This window comes from Agrobacterium sp. 22-221-1, assembly GCF_053522445.1.
In genome coordinates, this window is sequence record NZ_JBNWCL010000004.1 from 296,797 (window position 1) to 315,467 (window position 18,671).

Here is an 18,671-nt window from a genome sequence, read left to right on the forward strand (position 1 = left end):
TCCAGCAATTGCCGCCGCGTTAACACAGCTTACCGGATTAATAAACAGCGGGGATGCCGAACGGAGAAAACTATGGTGGTTTTTGACCGGCACCGCCGGAAATTGTCTAGGCCTGGCGTTCGATGAGCCAGCGAATTTCCCGCGTATTTGCGAGATTGAAGGGGAGTTCGATCTGCTGCGACGGGCGCATACCGGATGCATCGGCCATGAAGACATCCTCGGTGACGAAAAGCTCGAGCCCGGGTGCGGAAAACAGCCAGACGGTTCCATCTGCCGCCTCCAGATAGGCAGACTCTTCATCCCGCTGGTGTATCTGAATGTGGGGGTGAATATGGAAACGTGAAACCGCCGTGACCGACTGCAATTGCGTTTTCGCCGCACTCGCATCGGCTCGAAGCAGATCTCGACCCTTTATCTTGGTGCCGGCCGCATTCAATTCTATTTCCCGCTCATGGTAGCAGCCGAAATTCTGCAAATAACCGTCATGAGACGCCCACAGGATGTCATTGCCGTTTGCATCCGTTCCACGCCGGCTGTCGACGTGGCTAACGCCTGACACCATGATCGGACCAAGCAGCCGCGAGCGTGACAGTCTGCAGGATGATGTATCCGCAAGCGTGACGGTGGAATGCGCCGCCGTGGAACGGCTGGCCCGCTGATATTCCGGCGCGGCGTTGCGTGGAAAGCCGGAATTGACGATGAAGCGGTTCTTGCCGCAGGACATTTCGAAAGACAGGCAACCTGAATGGGCATTGCGTGAAAGCTCCGCCGAGCCGGGATAGCCCGTATCCACGATGATGACCGTATCGTCCGTCGCAAGCCGGTGATAGTTCACGTCCGGCAGGACCTTGGAGGGCCGGCCGGCCGTTTCATCATAGCGCAGCACGGAAACAAGCTCATTGGCAAGCGTCGCCGTGGCACCGTTGAACAGCGCGAGATCGCCACCCTGATGCCGGAAGAACCGGATCGCCGGGAACATGCGGTCTATCGCCGGCACCAGACCCGACGGCAGATCATGGCCGAGATTGATATAACTTTGCCGAAGCGGCAGGAGATCGAGCAGCAGGTCCAGCATGACGCGTGGATTGCGGGAAACATGCCCGCCATCGGGCAGAATCTGGCGTTCCATTTCCTGAGCCAGCTTCATTCCATTCCGCGTTATCCGCGAAAGGCGCGTTGGCATGGCGATGGAAGCTATAGCCAAGGCAATCCTGATCCTCAGCCGCGCTTCGCCATCGGGCGCGTGTCGGACGATTCTTTCGAGATAACGCACATGAAAGGCGAGGCTTTTCAGGAACCGGCGATAAAAGCCGGCATCGGCCTCGTATAAAACCACGGGAGAGTGCGAAAGCCAGGCAATCAGCCTTTGTGCGGCGATTTCCGGCGACCAGGCAGTGCCTGCAAGCCGTTTGCCATGAAGCACCATCCATTCCGCAACGATGCGGCGCGCCCGTTTGCAGGCCTCGCTCGATTTATCGGAGCGAATATGCCGTAGCCAACTGAATGCATGCAACCGCTCTTCAAAGACCGCCGAGGGATATTCCACCTGGAATGGCGAAGCTCCGCCGGTTTCGATGACACGCCCGGCCAGCGCGATGCGGCCCCGCAACAGTTCCTCTGCGAAATAGGGATCGATGGCTCTGAGATCGGTCGGCGCTGCCACCAGACCGTCTGGCGCACGGGTGGCAAATCGCGACATATGCAGGCGCAAAGGGGTGAGGCCGACACACAGATGACGATACGCCATCCGCGACAGAAGACCGGCGGCATTCATGCTGCCTGCAAAGGACCCTAACAAGCTGTGTTTCCCGTTTCACATGTTTTGTTTTTATCAGTGAACCGCGACGACCGGAACGTTTTCGATAAATATCTAATGATTCGCGAAAGCTTGGCTTTTTTCTACTTCTTACGCAAGACACTGCTAAAAAACCCATCGACGCCGCCGAACATGTCCGGTGTCGTGCGAAGATCGCCATTGGGGCTGATAGCCGCTTCCATTCCAGGCCAATCCTCGCGGCGGACGGCAACACGTTCCACGCCGGGATTTTCTGCCAGAACCTCGGCAATCATCGCTTCTCCTTCGGAAGGATCGAGCGAGCAATTGGAAAAGACCACGAGGCCGCCGGGGCCAACAAGGGTCAGCGCATGCCGCAGCATCTGGCCCTGAAGGGCAGCGAGTTTGGCAATATCGTTCTCATCCTTGGTCCAGCAGACATCGGGATGTTTGCGAAGTGTCCCGGTGGAAGAACAGGGCGCATCGAGGAGAACCGCGTCAAAGAGCTGTTCCGGCTGGTACTTCAGCATATTGGCTTCCACCGTTTCGGCACGGAGGCCAAGCCGGTCGAGATTTTCCCTGAGGCGACGAAGACGGTTACCGGACTGATCCAGCGCCGTCACCCTGGCGCCCGCCAGTGCAAGCTGCGCGGTCTTGCCGCCCGGAGCAGCACAGAGATCTGCGACACGTTTGCCCGCGATGTCGCCCATAAGCCGAACCGGCATGCTGGCGGCGAGATCCTGCACCCACCACGCACCTTCAGCGAAGCCTTCGAGCGATGGGATCTGCCCCTCGAATTCACCCAGACGCACACTGCCATTCGGCATGAGCGTACCGCCCAGTTTTTCCGCCCAGAGAGCGGGATCAGCCTTGATCGTCAGATCAATCGAGGAGGGTGTCAGCTGCGCCTCCGAAATCCTTTGCGCAACCTCATCGCCGTAAGCGGAAACAAGCCGCGCATGGAACCAGTCCGGCAATACCGGAACGCCGGCGACAGCCTTCTCGATATCCGCTTTTTCACGACCGAGCCGTCGGAGAACGGCGTTCACCAGCTTGACGAAACGCCGGTTGCGCGGATCGCGGTGAGCCTGTTCCACCGCGAGATCGACAGCGGAATGATCCGGTACATCGAGGTAAAGCATCTGCGCCGCACCGACGACAAGAACGTGATGCAGCGAACGCGCGCCCTGCGGCAGCGGCCCATCAAGCAGCATCGACAATGCCGTTTCAATCCGGGGGAGGTGGCGAAGCGCGCTGTTGACGATGGCTCTCACCAGCGCCCGGTCCGCAAGCGACAGGGCTCGATAGACGGGATTGCCGTTTTCGCTATCGAGCATCCCATCCAGCGAGGTCTTCTTTTCCAGAACGGCGGCGAGAATGCGGGTGGCGGCGATGCGCGCGGCGAGACCCGGCTTGTCCTGGAAAGACGAAGGGCCGTCTTCACGGCCCCTCCCATTTGCCGGTCTCGGTTTTCTGGACCGCGCCGGCTTATTCTGAATATCGGATGTCAAGACCACGGCCCCTTGCGCTCGTTTTCATTGCCTCGTCCCCAGCCTGTTTTGGGAACGGAGCCTGATTTGCGCAGAGGTCTATCACCCGATGGCGGCGGCGTCGATCCTCGCGGGGAAAACTCCTGTGCCATCGCATGCAGCGCCGCCACGCGGTTTTCCGTATTCGGATGGGTGGAGAAGAGATTGTCCATGCGCTCACCGGAAAGCGGATTGATAATGAACATATGCGCCGTTGCCGGGTTGCGCTCGGCATCGTCATTGTGAATGCGCTGCGCCATGCCCGAAATCTTCTGCAACGCGGAAGCAAGCCAGAGCGGGTTGCCGCAGATTTCCGCGCCGCGCCGGTCGGCGGAATATTCCCGTGTGCGGCTGATCGCCATCTGCACCAACATCGCTGCCAGCGGCGCCACGATCATCGCGGCCAGCACGCCGATAAAGCCGAGCGGGTTATTGTTGTTCTCCCGGTTACCGCCGAAGAAGAAGGCAAAATTGCCGAGCATGGAGATGGCGCCCGCCAGCGTGGCGGTGATCGTCATGGTCAGCGTGTCGCGGTTCTGCACATGCGCAAGCTCATGCGCCATGACACCGGCCACTTCCTCGGGCGTCAGACGCTCCAGCAGGCCTGTCGAAGCGGCAACAGCGGCGTTCTGCGGATTCCGCCCGGTCGCGAAAGCATTGGGTTGCGGGCTATCGTAAATATAGACCTTCGGCATTGGCAGACCGGCATTCTGCGACAGGTCGCGGATCATGTGAAAAAATTCGGGCGCATTCGCCTCATCGATCTCCCGCGCATGATAGGCGGAGAGAACCATCTTGTCAGAGTTCCAGTAGGAAAAAATATTCATACCAGCCGCGATGACCAGGGCTATCATCATGCCGCCCTTGCCGCCGATCAGAAAACCGACACCCATGAACAATGCGGTCATGAAGGCCAGAAGCATTGCCGTGCGCATCATGTTCATCCGTTAAACTCTCCTTGTCACTCACCGGGAATATTCCGGGGTTTATAAAGCCCCTCGGATTATATAATCTGGTAAGCGGCAAACGTATTTCAATATCCCGTCATAGGGAGGATTTCATGCAGAATGCGGATAATGACAACGCCACAGACAGTGGCGCGGAAAGTGTGAAGCGACTTGCGCCGGCGGCGCAGCGAGCGTTGAAGGAAGCGGAAGAACGGCGCAAGCAACAGGCCGATCTGCAGTTGCCGCCGGAAACCGGCGGCCGCGGCGGCGCAGAACCCGTGCGTTTCGGCGATTACGAAATAAAAGGCCGGGCCATCGATTTTTGAGCGCCGTAAATAAAAATACCCGCCAAAGGCGGGTATTTTATATTTTAAAACAAATAGTTACTTACTTCTGCTCCAGAAGCCGGCATACCGCTTCAAGCTGTTCCAATGTGCGGTAACCAATACGGATTTGCCCCGATCCGCCCTTGTGGTTGATCTTCACATCCAGCCCGAGAGCATCGGACAGGCTGCGTTCGAGTGCGATCGTATCGGAATCCTTTTCCGCCGCAGGTCGCTTCTCCGCAACATCGCCCTGCGATTTGATATCATTCTGCGCCAGGCGCTCGGCATCACGGACCGAAAGTCCCTTGGATACGATTGTTTTCGCGAGCGTCGCCGGATCGGAAGTGGAAACAAGCGCGCGGGCATGACCTGCGGAGAGCGAACCATCCGCCAGCATATCCCGTACCGGATTGGGAAGCTTCAAAAGCCGCAGGCTGTTGGCAACGTGGCTTCGGCTTTTGCCGATGATTTCGCCGAGATCATTCTGAGTATAGCCGTGTTCGGCGATCAACTGCTCATACCCCATCGCTTCTTCGAGCGGATTGAGGTCGGAACGCTGTACGTTTTCGACAATTGCCAGTTCCAGCGCCGTGCGGTCATCCACATCGCGAACGATGACGGGAACATCGGTAAAGCCCGCCAGCTGCGCCGCACGCCAGCGTCTTTCACCCGCAATAATCTCGTAGCGGTTGACTCCAACCGTTCTTACGACCACAGGCTGAACAATTCCATGCTGGCGAATGGAGGCGGCAAGATCCTGCAGCTCATTCTCATCGAAATGACGCCGCGGGTTCCTCTGGCTGCGAGCGATGAATTCGATGGGAATGGTACGATCGGCGTTAACAGCGCGCTGGGGCTCACCCACCGGCACAGGCTGGTCCATTTCTCCGATCAATGCGGCAAGACCGCGCCCCAACCGACGCTTGGAAAGATCATCACTCATAAGATATTACTCCATACATTCCGGCAAACGTCAGGCGGCTTTACGCAGACGCTCTCTCTGAATCACTTCGGACGCCAGTTGCAGATAGGCCTGGCTGCCGGCACATTTAAGATCATAGAGAATTGCCGGTTTACCATAGGATGGCGCTTCGGAAACACGCACATTGCGTGGAATGAGCGTGTGGTAAACCTTTTCGCCCAGATGCGTGCGCACATCCGAAACCACCTGTTGTGCAAGATTATTTCGCGCATCGAACATCGTGAGAACAATACCCTGTATGTCGAGTTGCGGGTTCACCGATCCACGAATCTGACTGACCGTATCCAGCAACTGGCTAAGGCCCTCCAGCGCAAAGAACTCGCATTGCAGCGGCACGAGCACGGAATGTGCGGCCGTCATGGCATTCATCGTCAAAAGATTGAAAGAAGGAGGGCAGTCGACAAGAATATAGGAGTAGCCTCTGGCTTCCTGTGTCTCCATGGCCGCACGCAGCAGGAAAACGCGGTTGGAAACATTCGCGACCTGCATTTCGAAACCGAGCAAATCCATCGTGGAGGGTACGATGTCGAGATTAGGAACGGCGGTGGGAACAGCAACTTCCGCAACCCCATGATCTCCTACCAGAAGATCATAGGACGAAAGCTTGCGCTCCTTGCGGTCGATTCCAAGTCCGGTACTCGCATTACCCTGCGGGTCCAGATCCACGATCAGCACGCGCTCACCAATAGCCGCCAGCGCGGTAGCCAGATTGATGGCGGTTGTTGTTTTACCAACGCCGCCTTTCTGGTTTGCAACTGCGATAATCCGGTTTTTTTCCAAAGTCATGCCGCACCTGGCCAGCTCATCAGCGCCTCAAAGCGAGGTTGCTGATTTCAAGAACAACAGAATCTGCCTCAATGGCACTCTGATGTTTTACCAGATCAAACTCCCAGCGACCATGTGCTTTCTGCACTTCAGAATCATAATCCCGGCCTTTATTAAAATAGGCCTTGAGATTCGGATTATTCTGCGCCCAAGGATGAATATAATCGAAAAGCAGATCCAGTTCGGCGAGTGCGCGCGCTGAAACAGCATCGCAATTTTTGATGATTTCCGGCGCCGCCTCGATCCTGACGGGATGAACTGCACCTCTTGCACCGGTTTCCTTCAGTGCAACTCGCAAGAATGCCGCCTTTTTATTGTTGCTTTCGACCAGATCGACCCAACCATCGCCAAGCTCCGCCAGAAAAATCGCAGTGACGACACCGGGGAATCCGCCACCGCTTCCAAGATCAATCCACTTTTTTGGCTGAGAAGAAAGCTGGAATATTTGCGCGCTGTCGGCCACATGCCGGTTCCAGAGCTCGGCGAGAGTGGAAGGCGCTACCAGATTTGTGGTTCTGTTCCACTTCTTAAAAAGCTCGACAAAATGTTCGAGCCTTTCCTGTGTTTCACGTGAAACACTCTGGCCGTTTATCTTCATAATCCGACTCGCTATTGGTGCATGCGTAATTTTTCACTTCGCGTTGCGGAATCCTTCCGCAGAAGTGCGAGCAGCAGCGATATCGCAGCCGGTGTCATGCCGTCAACACGAGCGGCCTGGGCAATATTCTCAGGACGAGCTTTTTCCAGCTTTTGTTTAAGCTCGTTGGAGAGGCCTGACAGACTCTTAAAATCAAAGTCATCCGGGATTTTTCTGTCTTCGTCCCGCTTGATATCGACGATATCAGCGCTCTGCCTTTGCATATAGACCGCATAACTCGCCTCGATCTGCAAGACCTCGGCAACTTTTCCGTCAAGGGCGCCCAATTCAGGCCAATGTTCGGTAAGAACCTCGAGAGTCATATCCGGATAGGCCAGCAATTCATAAACGGACCGGCGTTGACCGTCCTGATTAAGCTTCAACCCTTGCTTCGCCGCCTGGGATGGGCTGATGGAAATCGCCTTCATCAGCTCTCGACCGCGATCCAGATCGGAGATGAAATTTACGAAGCGTTCCTGCCGCGCGCGGCCGACAATGCCAGCCATCTGACCGACTGGTGTAAGCCGCAAATCCGCATTGTCCACGCGCAGCGAAAGACGATACTCCGCTCTGGATGTAAACATGCGGTAGGGTTCGCTGACACCTTTCGACGTCAGGTCATCAATCATGACGCCGATATAAGACTCGGTTCGGCTAAAATAGACCGGATCGGCATCGCCGGCATAAAGCGATGCATTCAAGCCGGCAACGAGACCCTGAGCGCCCGCTTCTTCATAACCGGTCGTGCCATTGATCTGGCCGGCCAAAAACAATCCCGGAATCTTGCGGCATTCCAGCGACGGCTTCAGCTCGCGCGGATCGACATAGTCATATTCGATCGCATAACCCGGCTGCAGGATCGTCACTTGTTCAAGGCCCGGTATCGTTCGGATAAATTGTTCCTGAACGGAAGCGGGAAGGGACGTCGATATGCCGTTTGGATAAATAGTGTGATCGTCGAGACCTTCCGGCTCGAGAAATATCTGATGCCCGTCCCGTTCACCGAAACGGGTGATCTTATCCTCAATTGACGGGCAATAACGCGGACCGACCCCTTCGATCTGTCCCGAATACATCGCCGACAGATGAATATTCTCCCGAATGATCTTATGCCCAGCCGGAGTGGTGCGAGTTACACCACATTCTATTTGAGGATTGAGAATACGATCCGTCATGAAGGAAAAAGGGACAGGATCCTCATCGGCAGCCTGTCGATCCACCGCATTCCAGTCAATCGTGCGTCCATCCAGTCGGGCAGGGGTGCCGGTTTTCAGGCGACCCATAACGAGACCCAGCCGCGAGAGCGTATCCGAGAGGCCAACAGACGGCATTTCTCCCACACGTCCCGCCGGAATCTTTTCGGAACCGATATGAATGAGACCGCGCAGGAAGGTGCCGCTCGTCAACACAACCGCGCCACAAGGAATCCGGCTACCATTCTTCATGATAACGGCTGCGACGCGATCATCTGCCATCTCAATATCGAAAGCATCGCCTTCAATGACGGTCAGGTTATCAATCGCATCGATCTCACGCTGCATGGCTTCGCGATAAAGCCGCCGGTCGGCTTGCGTGCGCGGACCACGGACGGCCGGTCCCTTTTTGCGATTGAGCATGCGGAATTGGATGCCTGCTGCATCGGCAACCCGACCCATCAAGCCATCCAGCGCATCGATCTCACGAACGAGGTGTCCCTTTCCCAGACCGCCGATGGCGGGGTTGCAGGACATGACGCCAATCGTCTCACGCTTGTGGGTAACAAGGGCGGTTTTTGCGCCATGCCTTGCAGCGGCGGCCGCGGCTTCGCTGCCCGCGTGGCCACCGCCAATAACAATGACATCGAATGACTGGTGCATATCCTTGCGCCCTGTTCTGTCAACATCGACATCGCCGCCTCGGCCGTCGATGTTTCACGTGAATCATTTTCCTATGCAGAATTCCAAGAAGATCACGCCGAGCAAATCTTCCACATCAACGCGTCCGGTGATCCGTCCGAGCGATGTCGCGGCGAGCCTTAAATATTCCGACCTTATCGCAAGGTCCAGGGTCTCGGAATCGAGCGCATCACTAACATAGTTCAGCGTCTCTTCAAGTCGTTTTTTATGCCTGGCGCGCGCGGGAACCAAAGTCTGGCCGGCGCCGACGCGTTTTTCTATCTCCCGCTTCAGTATCGAACGCAGTTCGTTCAAACCTATTCCTTCCTTGGCTGAGATAGACAAATCAAATCCATCATCCAAGATGGGGGAATGAAGTGCTGTTTTCGTTCTAACCCGCAAATAGCTCTGGTTCTTGAACGATTCGAGAGATTGTTTCGGAGACGAATCTTTATCCTGCAGCAGGAGAATGAGATCTGCTGTTTCCGCCGTCAGAACCGCGCGCCTCACACCTTCAAGCTCCACGACATCCTGTGTTTCCCGTATTCCTGCCGTATCGAATATCCGGACCAGATATCCTTCCAGATTAATGTCAACGCTCAAGACATCCCTCGTGGTGCCGGCAATATCGGTAACGATAGCAACATCGCGGCCGCTAAGGGCGTTCAAAAGTGTGGATTTACCCGCATTCGGTTCACCGACGAGCGCGACCTTGAACCCGTCGCGAATGATTTCTCCGCTTTCGCCACCCTGGAGATGATCGCCGATTTCCTTTTTGAGAAGCGCCATGGCTTCCCAAACCTGAGCCGCCACGGAATCCGGAACATCCTCCTCGTCGGCAAAATCCAGTTCCGCTTCGATGAGAGCGCGAGCGCGTGTCAGGCGGCTGGCCCAGCCATCATAAAGTGCCGACAATTTGCCAGTGCTCTGTTCTACCGCTAACCGCCGCTGCATTTCCGTTTCAGCCTGCAACAGATCGGCGAGGCCTTCGACCTCAAGAATATCCATCTTCCCATTCTCGAAGGCTCTACGAGAGAATTCACCGGCATCGGCAGGCCGAAGTCCTTCGAGATTTTCAAGCTCGGCAAAAATCGAAGCCATGACCGCGCGACTGCCATGACTATGAATTTCAACGCAATGCTCACCCGTGAAAGAATTTGGAGCTGGAAAGGCGATTACCAGCACCTGGTCGATGATCTCATCGTTTCGATTCCGAATCGAGCAGAGCGTAGCCTTTCGTGGTGAAGGAAGTTCCCGGCCCGTCAACATCTCCAAGGCATCGAAAGCCCTCGAGCCACTAATCCTGAGAACAGCCACACCCGCCGGCAGGGCACCGCTGGAAAGCGCATAGATCGTATCGGCGGAAGCTGGCATCGTTCACCTCGGTCTAAAACAGTCAAGCCGCATCCGAATAAACGGATACGGCTTTAAAGCTCTTATGATGAATCCGGCTAAAGTTCGGATTAGGTATTCATCGATTCGAAGAAATCCGAATTGTTCTTGGTCTGCTTCAGCTTGTCGATCAGGAATTCGATGGCGTCCATCGTACCCATCGGCGCGAGAATACGGCGAAGAACGAAAATCTTCTGCAGATCCTGACGCGGCACCAGCAGGTCTTCCTTACGCGTACCGGATTTCAGAATATCCAGTGCCGGGAAGATGCGCTTGTCGGCGACCTTGCGGTCGAGCACGATTTCCGAGTTACCGGTACCCTTGAATTCTTCGAAGATGACTTCATCCATACGGCTGCCGGTATCGATCAGCGCGGTCGCGATAATGGTGAGCGAACCGCCTTCTTCGATATTACGAGCAGCACCGAAGAAACGCTTCGGACGCTGCAGGGCGTTGGCATCCACACCACCCGTCAGAACCTTGCCGGAGGAGGGAACAACGGTGTTGTAGGCACGGCCGAGGCGCGTGATGGAATCGAGCAGGATGACGACGTCGCGGCCATGTTCGACCAGGCGCTTCGCCTTTTCGATCACCATCTCGGCGACCTGCACGTGACGGACGGCCGGTTCATCGAAGGTAGAGGACACAACCTCGCCCTTCACCGAACGCTGCATGTCGGTCACTTCTTCCGGACGCTCATCGATCAGGAGAACGATCAGGTAGCATTCCGGATGGTTTGCCGTGATGGAATGGGCGATGTTCTGCAGCAGAACGGTCTTACCGGTGCGCGGCGGCGCGACGATCAATCCGCGCTGACCCTTGCCGAGCGGCGCGACGAGATCGATCACACGCGACGACAAATCCTTCGAGGTCGGAACATCCAGCTCCATCTTGAAGCGCTCATTCGGGTAAAGCGGCGTCAGATTGTCGAAGTGAACCTTGTGGCGGATCTTTTCCGGATCATCGAAATTGATCGTATTGACCTTGAGAAGCGCGAAATAACGTTCGCCTTCCTTGGGGCCGCGGATCGGGCCTTCGACTGTATCGCCGGTCTTCAGCGAGAAGCGGCGGATCTGCGACGGCGAGATATAGATATCGTCCGGACCGGGCAGATAGTTTGCATTTGCGGATCGCAGGAACCCGAAACCGTCCTGCAGGACTTCAACGACGCCCTCGCCGATGATTTCGATGTCCTGGCTCGCGAGAACCTTGAGGATTGCGAACATGAGCTCCTGCTTGCGCATGGTGCTCGCATTTTCAACTTCCAGGGATTCGGCAAAAGTCAGCAAGTCGGTAGGCGATTTGCTCTTAAGTTCCTGAAGCTTCATTTCAGCCATGAAGAGAAGACCGTTTGATAATGTAATGTCGGGGGAGGGCGTGTTCGCGAATCAGATGCTGTGGGAGATACCGCAGATGACTGAATAATTCACATGCCACGAAGATGAGTGGCCCGAAAATAGCGATTGAACACGGCCGCTGCAAGAGGAAAGCACGAATTCCGCGAAATTTATCGTCGCACCGTCTTAACCGAAGGGTTTCACAACCACAAGTATGACGATGAGGATCATCAGCACCGTCGGAACCTCGTTCATCAACCGCCAATGACGGGCAGGCCGCGTATTTTCATCCCGCGCGAAACGTTTTGCACTGCGCGTGAAATAAACATGGGTCGCAGTCAGAAGCACCACCAGCGCGATCTTGGCATGCAGCCAGCCGCCGGAAAAACCATAAACCGACCAGGCAAGATAAAGTCCCAATATCCAGGATATCATCATCGCCGGGTTCATGATCACCTTGATCAGCCGCTGCTCCATCACCTTGAAGGTTTCGGACTGCTGCGAATCGGCCGGTGCATCGGTGTGGTAGATGAAGAGCCGTGGCAGGTAAAAAATCGCCGCCATCCAGGAAATGACGGCTATGATATGCAGCGCCTTGATCCAGAGATAGAGATCGGCCGGATCGGCATAAAATAACAGGGCGACGAAAGCAACAAAGACGCCGAGCGCGATGCCAGCGCGCAAAGCCGCCCGGTTTCCGGAACGGGCGGAGGTCTGTTTTTCGCCGCTCATGCCCCGGCTCCGCCGGCACGCACCCGCTGCACCAGCCGGGTGACGTTTTCCGGGTCGGCCTGCGGGGTGATGCCATGGCCGAGATTGAAGATCAGCGGCCCCTGTGCAAGAGCCTGCAGCACGGCATCTATACCATCCTGCAGCGCCTTGCCTCCTGCCACCATCAGCATGGGGTCGAGATTGCCCTGCACGGGCCCTTCCTTCTGCAAATCCCTTGCAAAACTCAGCGGCACCGACCAGTCGAGCCCAATGGCGTCGGCGCCCGTCTTGCGACGATAATCCTTGAGAAGATAACCAGCCCCCTTGGCGAAGGCGATGATTTTTGCCGAAGGCCGACGGGCGCGCACCGATGCGATAATGCGGGCAACGGGTTTTATCGCATAATCCTCAAATTCCTTCTCACCGAGCACGCCGGCCCAGGAATCGAAGATTTGAACCGCATCCGCACCTGCATCGATCTGTGCGACCAGATAATCGGCGGAAACGTCGGCGAGGAAAGCCAGCAGCTTTTCCATGGCCACCGGTTCCTGATAACCGAACAGCCGCGCCGGGGCCTGATCCGGCGTTCCGTGTCCTGCAATCATATAAGTCGCAACCGTCCACGGCGCGCCGCAGAAACCGAGAAGCGTCGTTTCATGGGGCAAAGAGGCGCGCAGACGGGAAACGGTTTCAAAAACAGGAGAAAGATGCGCCATGACATTTGCGGCATCCAGCTTCTCGATACCGCTGACATCGATCGGGTCCATGGCCGGACCTTTTCCTTCGCTGAAAGATACGTTGCGATGAAGCGCGTCGGGTATCACCAGAATGTCGGAAAAGAGAATGGCGGCATCCAGCCCGAACCGGCGAATGGGTTGGAGAGTAACCTCCGTCGCCAGTTCGGGATTATAACAGAGATCGAGGAAACTACCGGCGCTCTTTCGCGTTTCCCTGTACTCGGGAAGATAACGCCCAGCCTGTCGCATCAGCCATATGGGCGGCGGTGTGACCGTCTGCCCGTTCAACACCGTCATAACCTTGCGTTCGTTCATGGCACCCAGCTTCTAAAAAATAAAATCAAAGAGATTTAAAAGATTTTCTATTTCTTAGAGTCTGTGGGTAGCAAGGATTAAAATCATTCCAGTCGAAATGCCGCAGCCGCAAAATTTCAAGCGCGCCTGTCGATGTTATCGACCCGCTTGATTTGGAATAATCTGGAAAATAGAAATTTTATAAATAATTTCAGTTATTTATGACGACCCATAAAAACAGGACGACTGTGGATAATCTGGGGAAAATTTTGAACGGTTTCACATTCTTCCAACAATTCACAAGCACGTCGGAGACGATTGAAGCCACTTGCGGATTGTGGAAAAACACCACCTTATTCACGTCGCGGTTCGACCCGCAGGACAATTCGGAGATTTGTCCCGGTTTATCAACAGCGGGAGAAAAACAGCGTGGAGAACAAAAAAAGCTTCTTCCATCTGCACCTGATTTCGGACTCAACGGGAGAGACTCTGATGTCGGCCGGTCGAGCCGTTTCGGCCCAGTTCCACGCCTCCATGCCGGTGGAACACGTCTATCCGATGATTCGAAACCAGAAGCAGCTCGCGCAGGTCGTCGATCTCATCGACAAGGAACCGGGCATTGTTCTCTATACGATCGTCGACCAGCAGCTGGCCGAGTTTCTGGATCTGCGGTGCCATGCGATCGGGGTGCCCTGCGTAAATGTCCTCGAACCCATCATCGGCATCTTCCAGACCTATTTAGGTGCGCCGTCCAGACGGCGGGTGGGCGCGCAACATGCCTTGAATGCGGATTATTTCGCCAGGATCGAGGCGCTCAATTTCGCCATGGATCATGACGATGGGCAAATGCCCGAGACCTATGACGAGGCTGATATCGTCATCATCGGCATCAGTCGCACCTCAAAAACACCGACCAGCATCTATCTCGCCAACAGGGGGATAAAGACCGCCAATATACCGGTCGTTCCCAATGTGCCTTTGCCCGACAGCCTCTATGCGGCCACGCGGCCGTTGATCGTCGGGCTGGTCGCGACATCGGACCGGATATCGCAGGTGCGCGAAAACCGGGAACTCGGCGCGACGGGCGGATTTGACAGTGGTCGATACACGGACCGCGCCACCATTATGGAAGAGCTGAAATATGCACGAGCGCTCTGCGCCCGCAACAATTGGCCGCTGATCGATGTCACGCGCCGTTCCATCGAGGAAACGGCGGCGGCCATCCTTGCCCTTCGTTCGAGGACACGATAATCCGAATCGCACCATTCGGAGCAGACAGTCGATGCAACAAGAATTGATCCTCGCCTCGTCCAGCGCATCCCGCCAAATGCTGATGCGCAATGCGGGCCTGACATTTTCGGCCATCCCGGCGGATATTGACGAGCGTGCGCTCGATGAACAGCTGGAACGAGACGGCGCCAGTCCGGAAGAGGTTGCGCTGGAACTCGCCAGGGCCAAGGCTCTTGCGGTCGGCGCGCTTTATCCGGAAGCACTGGTTCTCGGCTGCGACCAGACCATGGCGCTCGGCGCCCGCGTCTATCACAAGCCGAAAACCATGGCGGAGGCCGAAGCGCATCTGCTGTCATTGTCCGGCAAGGTTCATCGCCTGAACAGCGCTGCTGTTCTCGTCCGACATGGCGAGGTGGTGTGGCAGATCGTTTCCAGCGCCGAGTTGGCCGTTCGGACTTTGAGCGCCGAATTTGTCTCCCGCCACCTGCAACGGGTGGGAGAAAAGGCCTTGAGCAGCGTCGGCGCATATCAGCTCGAAGGAGAGGGAATCCAGCTATTCACCTCGATCGAAGGCGATTATTTCACGATTCTCGGCCTGCCGCTTCTGCCGCTTTTATCAAAACTGCGCGACATGGATGTCATCGATGGCTGATTCACGTGAAACATTAACCATAAACGCCTTCGTTGTCGGCTATCCGATCAAGCATTCGCGATCGCCTATTATCCATTCCTACTGGTTGAAGAAATTCGGCATTGCCGGTTCCTATAAGGCGGTGGAAGTCTCTCCGGACGATTTCGCGAATTTCATTGCAATGCTGAAGCAGGGCAAGCCAGGCACGGCCGTCGGCGGCAATGTCACCATTCCCCATAAGGAAGCGGCTTACCGGCTGGCAGACAGACCCGATGCTCTGGCGGAAGAACTCGGCGCCGCCAACACTGTCTGGATGGAGGAGGGCGAGCTTCACGCCACCAATACGGACGGTTATGGTTTCGTCTCCAATCTCGATGAGCGGCATCCGGGCTGGGACAGGACCGAGCGGGCAGTGGTTCTGGGTGCCGGCGGCGCAAGTCGGGCGGTCATTCAGTCGCTGCGTGATCGCGGCATTGCCGAAATCCACGTCCTCAACCGTACCGTCGAACGGGCGCGCGAACTGGCCGACCGTTTTGGGCCGCGGGTTTTTTCCCATCCCCAGGTAGCACTTCATGAGGTCATGCAGGGTGCCGGGCTTTTCGTGAATACGACGTCGCTCGGCATGGATGGAACGGAAGCGCCGCATCTTGATTTTTCGCCGCTGGCAGATCAGGCCGTCGTAACCGATATCGTCTATGTACCGTTGAAAACCCCGATCCTGAAAATGGCGGAAGAGCAGGGCATCGCAACCGTCGACGGGCTCGGCATGCTGCTCCATCAGGCAAAACCCGGTTTCAAGCGATGGTTCGGTAAAACGCCGGAGGTCGATGAGGCCCTGCGTTCTCTCATCATCGAGGACATGGAGAAACATTGATGATCGTCATCGGTCTCACCGGCTCGATTGGAATGGGAAAAACGACGACGGCGAAGTTGTTTGCCGGGGAGGGGGTTCCGGTTCTCGATTCGGATGAGGTCGTGCATGGGCTTTACCGGGCGGAAGCCGTCCCGCTGATCGAAGCGGCCTTTCCGGGCACTACCGTTTCCGGTGCGGTGGACAGGCAGAAACTCGGTGAGGTCTTGCGGCAGAATCCGGCTAATTTCAGCAGACTGGAAGAGATCGTGCATCCGCTGGTGCGCGGAAGGCAGGAGGCTTTTCTGGAGCAGGCAAGGAAAGAGGATCGGCAATTCGCCCTCCTCGATATTCCGCTGCTGTTCGAAACCGGGGCGGAAAGCCGGGTCGATAAAGTCGTTGTCGTCAGCTGCGCGCCGGAGATTCAGCGAGAGCGGGTTTTATCCCGACCTGGAATGACGGAAGAGAAATTCGAAATGATCCTCGCCCGGCAGATGCCCGATGCGGAAAAGCGCCGGCGTGCCGATTTTATCGTCGATTCCGGAAATGGTGTCGAAGCGGCACGGGATCAGGTAAGAGAGATTCTGCAGAAACTGGCCGCTGAGTCGCGCCGCGGAGAGATGAATGCGTGAGATCATTTTCGATACGGAAACCACGGGCCTTGAATCGAAGCTGGACCGCGTGATTGAAATCGGCGGCATCGAGCTGATCAACCACTTTCCCACCGGCCGCACCCTGCATCTCTACATCAGCCCGGAAGATCGCAAGGTTCATCCCGACGCACTCGCCGTTCACGGGATTACCGACGAGTTTCTGAAGGATAAACCCAAATTCGCCGAGGTCGTCGACCAGATTCGCGACTTCTTCGAGGGCGCGCGCTGGGTGGCGCATAACGCCACATTCGACATGGGCTTCATCAACGCGGAATTCGCCCGTCTCGGCATTGAACCGGTCGCCGCCGATCTGGTGACGGATACGCTTTCGCTCGCCCGCCGCAAGCACCCCATGGGACCGAACTCGCTGGACGCGCTTTGCCGGCGTTACGGCATCGACAATTCCCACCGCACCAAGCACGGCGCTCTTCTCGACTCCGAACTGCTCGCCGAAGTTTATATTGAAATGATCGGCGGGCGCCAGACGGCGCTCGGTTTCGGTTCCGCCGCCAAGCAGGAAACCATCATCGTCGAGGAAGACGTGCCGCTTGAGCCGCTGCAAAGGCCGCGGGCTTTGCCCTCGAGGCTGGATGCGGAAACGGTTGCGGCCCATGGCAAACTCGTTCTCGGCATGGGCGATAAGGCGATCTGGAACCGTTACCAGAATTGATGCCTGTCCAGGCACCGGAAACGGTGAATGCCGTTAAAGAAAAACCCGGGCATGAACCCGGGTTTTGTTTTGTCTGAATTCTGCAGCGCAGAGCCGCGTCACTTAGTTCGGTACGGCCTGAACCTTGGCCTTTGCCTGTTCTTCGGCAACGCGCTGGGCGAACATCTGCGCGAAATCGATCGGATCGATCATCAGCGGCGGGAAACCGCCATTGCGGGTAACGTCCGCAATGATCTGGCGCGCGAAGGGGAACAGCAGGCGCGGGCATTCGATGAACAGTACCGGCAGCATATGTTCCTGCGGGAAGCCGGCGATGCGGAACACGCCGCCATAAACCAGTTCGGCCGCGAACAGCACCTTGTCGCCATCCTTGGCTTCCGCGTTCAGCGTCAGGACAACATCGAAATCCGAACCAGAGATCGGGTTTGCATTGACGTTGACATTGATGTTGATCGACGGTGCATTGTCACGGGCCTGAAGCGAGCGAGGAGCACCCGGATTTTCGAAGGAAAGATCCTTGATGTACTGGGCAAGAATGTTGAGGGAAGGACTTACTGCGCCCTGTGCACCATTTTCAGCGGTCATTACATTTCCTCACGGCGTGAATTCGTGGAAGGCGGTCTATCATTTCGACCGGGGGCTTACAACCCTTCGTGATCGGGTCATCGCGATCCATTCCGCCCGGGATCAGGGTTTGGGCAGATCGCGATCGTCCGGTTTGCGCGACCATGGGGAACCCTTTGGCTCTTCGCGATGAAACTCCTCCTCGTCGAGATCCACTACCTTCGAATTACCCGCATGTCCCGGATCATTCCGAAAGCCGGAAAAATCACCGGGCTGAGGACCGGATTGCTGGCCGGATTGGCGAAAGGAACCCGCAACGACGACGCGCGGCCCGAAGGCTTTCCAGAAAAAGCGCCGCACGGCCGGCGAGAGAAGCAGAAGGCCGAGAATGTCGGTAATGAAACCGGGAATGAAAAGCAGGATCCCGGCAACGACGCGCATGGCGCCATTCACCAGCTCATCCGCCGGCTGCGCGCCGGTGCGGCCCGCATCCTGAAGGTTTCTCACCATGCCGATGCCGCCCAGCCGCAGGATGAGTAACCCCAGAAACGAGGTGAACAGGACAAGCGCCAATGTCAGCCACAAACCGATCGCCTTGCCGACGATGATGAAACCGGCAATTTCGAGGATGGGCATCATCAGGATGACGATGGGGAGAAAGGAAAAACGCATCTTCTAGCCTTGCGTGTGCATCTCTGGCAGATTGCC

Annotated in this window: 19 protein-coding genes; 6 read left to right on the top strand and 13 right to left on the bottom strand. The window is 56.5% G+C overall.

Features of this window, described 5'->3' with window-relative positions; translation table 11 throughout:
* Positions 1–106: 106 nt before the first annotated feature.
* From ACQZ5N_RS08765 to htpX, 3 genes are all read right to left on the bottom strand, one after another.
* A complete protein-coding gene (locus ACQZ5N_RS08765; RefSeq protein WP_448732731.1) occupies positions 107–1,774 on the bottom strand; it encodes a heparinase II/III family protein in 1,668 nt (555 codons plus the stop codon).
* 125 nt (positions 1,775–1,899) lie between these two features.
* The gene (locus tag ACQZ5N_RS08770; RefSeq protein ID WP_448732692.1) at positions 1,900–3,285 is read right to left on the bottom strand and encodes an RsmB/NOP family class I SAM-dependent RNA methyltransferase; all 1,386 of its coding nucleotides are present in this window, start codon (positions 3,283–3,285) and stop codon (positions 1,900–1,902) included.
* Entirely contained in the window at positions 3,282–4,247 is a 966-nt protein-coding gene (gene htpX, locus ACQZ5N_RS08775; protein ID WP_448732693.1) for a zinc metalloprotease HtpX, read from the bottom strand. Before htpX ends, ACQZ5N_RS08770 begins: the two co-directional genes overlap by 4 nt.
* A gap of 116 nt (positions 4,248–4,363) precedes the next feature.
* Here htpX and ACQZ5N_RS08780 point away from each other — a divergent pair, with 116 nt between their 5' ends.
* On the top strand, positions 4,364–4,576 hold the full coding sequence (locus tag ACQZ5N_RS08780; RefSeq protein ID WP_448732694.1) for a DUF1674 domain-containing protein: 213 nt from the start codon (positions 4,364–4,366) through the stop codon (positions 4,574–4,576).
* A gap of 61 nt (positions 4,577–4,637) precedes the next feature.
* Here ACQZ5N_RS08780 and ACQZ5N_RS08785 read toward each other — a convergent pair whose 3' ends face one another.
* The 8 genes from ACQZ5N_RS08785 to hemE all read right to left on the bottom strand — a co-directional run bounded on the left by ACQZ5N_RS08785 (position 4,638) and on the right by hemE (position 13,386).
* The gene (locus tag ACQZ5N_RS08785; protein WP_448732695.1) at positions 4,638–5,519 is read right to left on the bottom strand and encodes a ParB/RepB/Spo0J family partition protein; all 882 of its coding nucleotides are present in this window, start codon (positions 5,517–5,519) and stop codon (positions 4,638–4,640) included.
* Positions 5,520–5,549: 30 nt separating this feature from the next.
* Positions 5,550–6,344, bottom strand: coding sequence for a ParA family protein (locus tag ACQZ5N_RS08790; RefSeq protein ID WP_003521142.1), 795 nt, complete (start codon positions 6,342–6,344; stop codon positions 5,550–5,552).
* 19 nt (positions 6,345–6,363) lie between these two features.
* Complete coding sequence (gene rsmG / locus ACQZ5N_RS08795; RefSeq protein ID WP_448732696.1) at positions 6,364–6,981, bottom strand: 16S rRNA (guanine(527)-N(7))-methyltransferase RsmG; 618 nt, start codon at positions 6,979–6,981, stop codon at positions 6,364–6,366.
* Positions 6,982–6,992: 11 nt separating this feature from the next.
* Positions 6,993–8,876 (bottom strand): tRNA uridine-5-carboxymethylaminomethyl(34) synthesis enzyme MnmG, encoded by a 1,884-nt coding sequence (gene mnmG, locus ACQZ5N_RS08800; protein WP_448732697.1) that lies wholly within the window; start codon positions 8,874–8,876, stop codon positions 6,993–6,995.
* A gap of 63 nt (positions 8,877–8,939) precedes the next feature.
* Positions 8,940–10,268 carry a tRNA uridine-5-carboxymethylaminomethyl(34) synthesis GTPase MnmE gene (gene mnmE, locus ACQZ5N_RS08805; RefSeq protein WP_448732698.1) on the bottom strand — a complete coding sequence of 443 codons (1,329 nt, stop codon included), beginning with the start codon at positions 10,266–10,268 and terminating at the stop codon, positions 8,940–8,942.
* 89 nt (positions 10,269–10,357) lie between these two features.
* Positions 10,358–11,623 (bottom strand): transcription termination factor Rho, encoded by a 1,266-nt coding sequence (rho, locus tag ACQZ5N_RS08810; protein WP_004444236.1) that lies wholly within the window; start codon positions 11,621–11,623, stop codon positions 10,358–10,360.
* A gap of 186 nt (positions 11,624–11,809) precedes the next feature.
* Positions 11,810–12,355: a protoporphyrinogen oxidase HemJ gene (hemJ, locus tag ACQZ5N_RS08815; RefSeq protein ID WP_448732699.1), complete on the bottom strand. Its 546-nt coding sequence runs from the start codon at positions 12,353–12,355 to the stop codon at positions 11,810–11,812.
* Complete coding sequence (gene hemE / locus ACQZ5N_RS08820) at positions 12,352–13,386, bottom strand: uroporphyrinogen decarboxylase (protein WP_448732700.1); 1,035 nt, start codon at positions 13,384–13,386, stop codon at positions 12,352–12,354. Before hemE ends, hemJ begins: the two co-directional genes overlap by 4 nt.
* A 408-nt stretch (positions 13,387–13,794) precedes the next feature.
* Here hemE and ACQZ5N_RS08825 point away from each other — a divergent pair, with 408 nt between their 5' ends.
* Genes ACQZ5N_RS08825 through dnaQ form a run of 5 tightly spaced genes read left to right on the top strand, consistent with a single transcriptional unit; the run spans position 13,795 to position 17,399 of the window.
* Positions 13,795–14,616, top strand: coding sequence for a pyruvate, water dikinase regulatory protein (locus ACQZ5N_RS08825; protein WP_003521149.1), 822 nt, complete (start codon positions 13,795–13,797; stop codon positions 14,614–14,616).
* 31 nt (positions 14,617–14,647) lie between these two features.
* Positions 14,648–15,247, top strand: coding sequence for a Maf-like protein (locus ACQZ5N_RS08830; protein ID WP_448732701.1), 600 nt, complete (start codon positions 14,648–14,650; stop codon positions 15,245–15,247).
* Positions 15,240–16,100, top strand: coding sequence for a shikimate dehydrogenase (locus tag ACQZ5N_RS08835; RefSeq protein ID WP_448732702.1), 861 nt, complete (start codon positions 15,240–15,242; stop codon positions 16,098–16,100). Before ACQZ5N_RS08830 ends, ACQZ5N_RS08835 begins: the two co-directional genes overlap by 8 nt.
* Positions 16,100–16,708 (top strand): dephospho-CoA kinase, encoded by a 609-nt coding sequence (gene coaE, locus ACQZ5N_RS08840; protein WP_448732703.1) that lies wholly within the window; start codon positions 16,100–16,102, stop codon positions 16,706–16,708. Before ACQZ5N_RS08835 ends, coaE begins: the two co-directional genes overlap by 1 nt.
* On the top strand, positions 16,701–17,399 hold the full coding sequence (dnaQ, locus tag ACQZ5N_RS08845) for a DNA polymerase III subunit epsilon (protein ID WP_003521153.1): 699 nt from the start codon (positions 16,701–16,703) through the stop codon (positions 17,397–17,399). Before coaE ends, dnaQ begins: the two co-directional genes overlap by 8 nt.
* A 102-nt stretch (positions 17,400–17,501) precedes the next feature.
* On the opposite strand, the gene secB is transcribed toward dnaQ, so the two are convergent.
* Positions 17,502–17,984 (bottom strand): protein-export chaperone SecB, encoded by a 483-nt coding sequence (gene secB / locus ACQZ5N_RS08850; RefSeq protein WP_003521154.1) that lies wholly within the window; start codon positions 17,982–17,984, stop codon positions 17,502–17,504.
* Positions 17,985–18,086: 102 nt separating this feature from the next.
* Positions 18,087–18,635 carry an FxsA family protein gene (locus ACQZ5N_RS08855; RefSeq protein WP_448732704.1) on the bottom strand — a complete coding sequence of 183 codons (549 nt, stop codon included), beginning with the start codon at positions 18,633–18,635 and terminating at the stop codon, positions 18,087–18,089.
* Positions 18,636–18,671 lie beyond the last annotated feature (36 nt).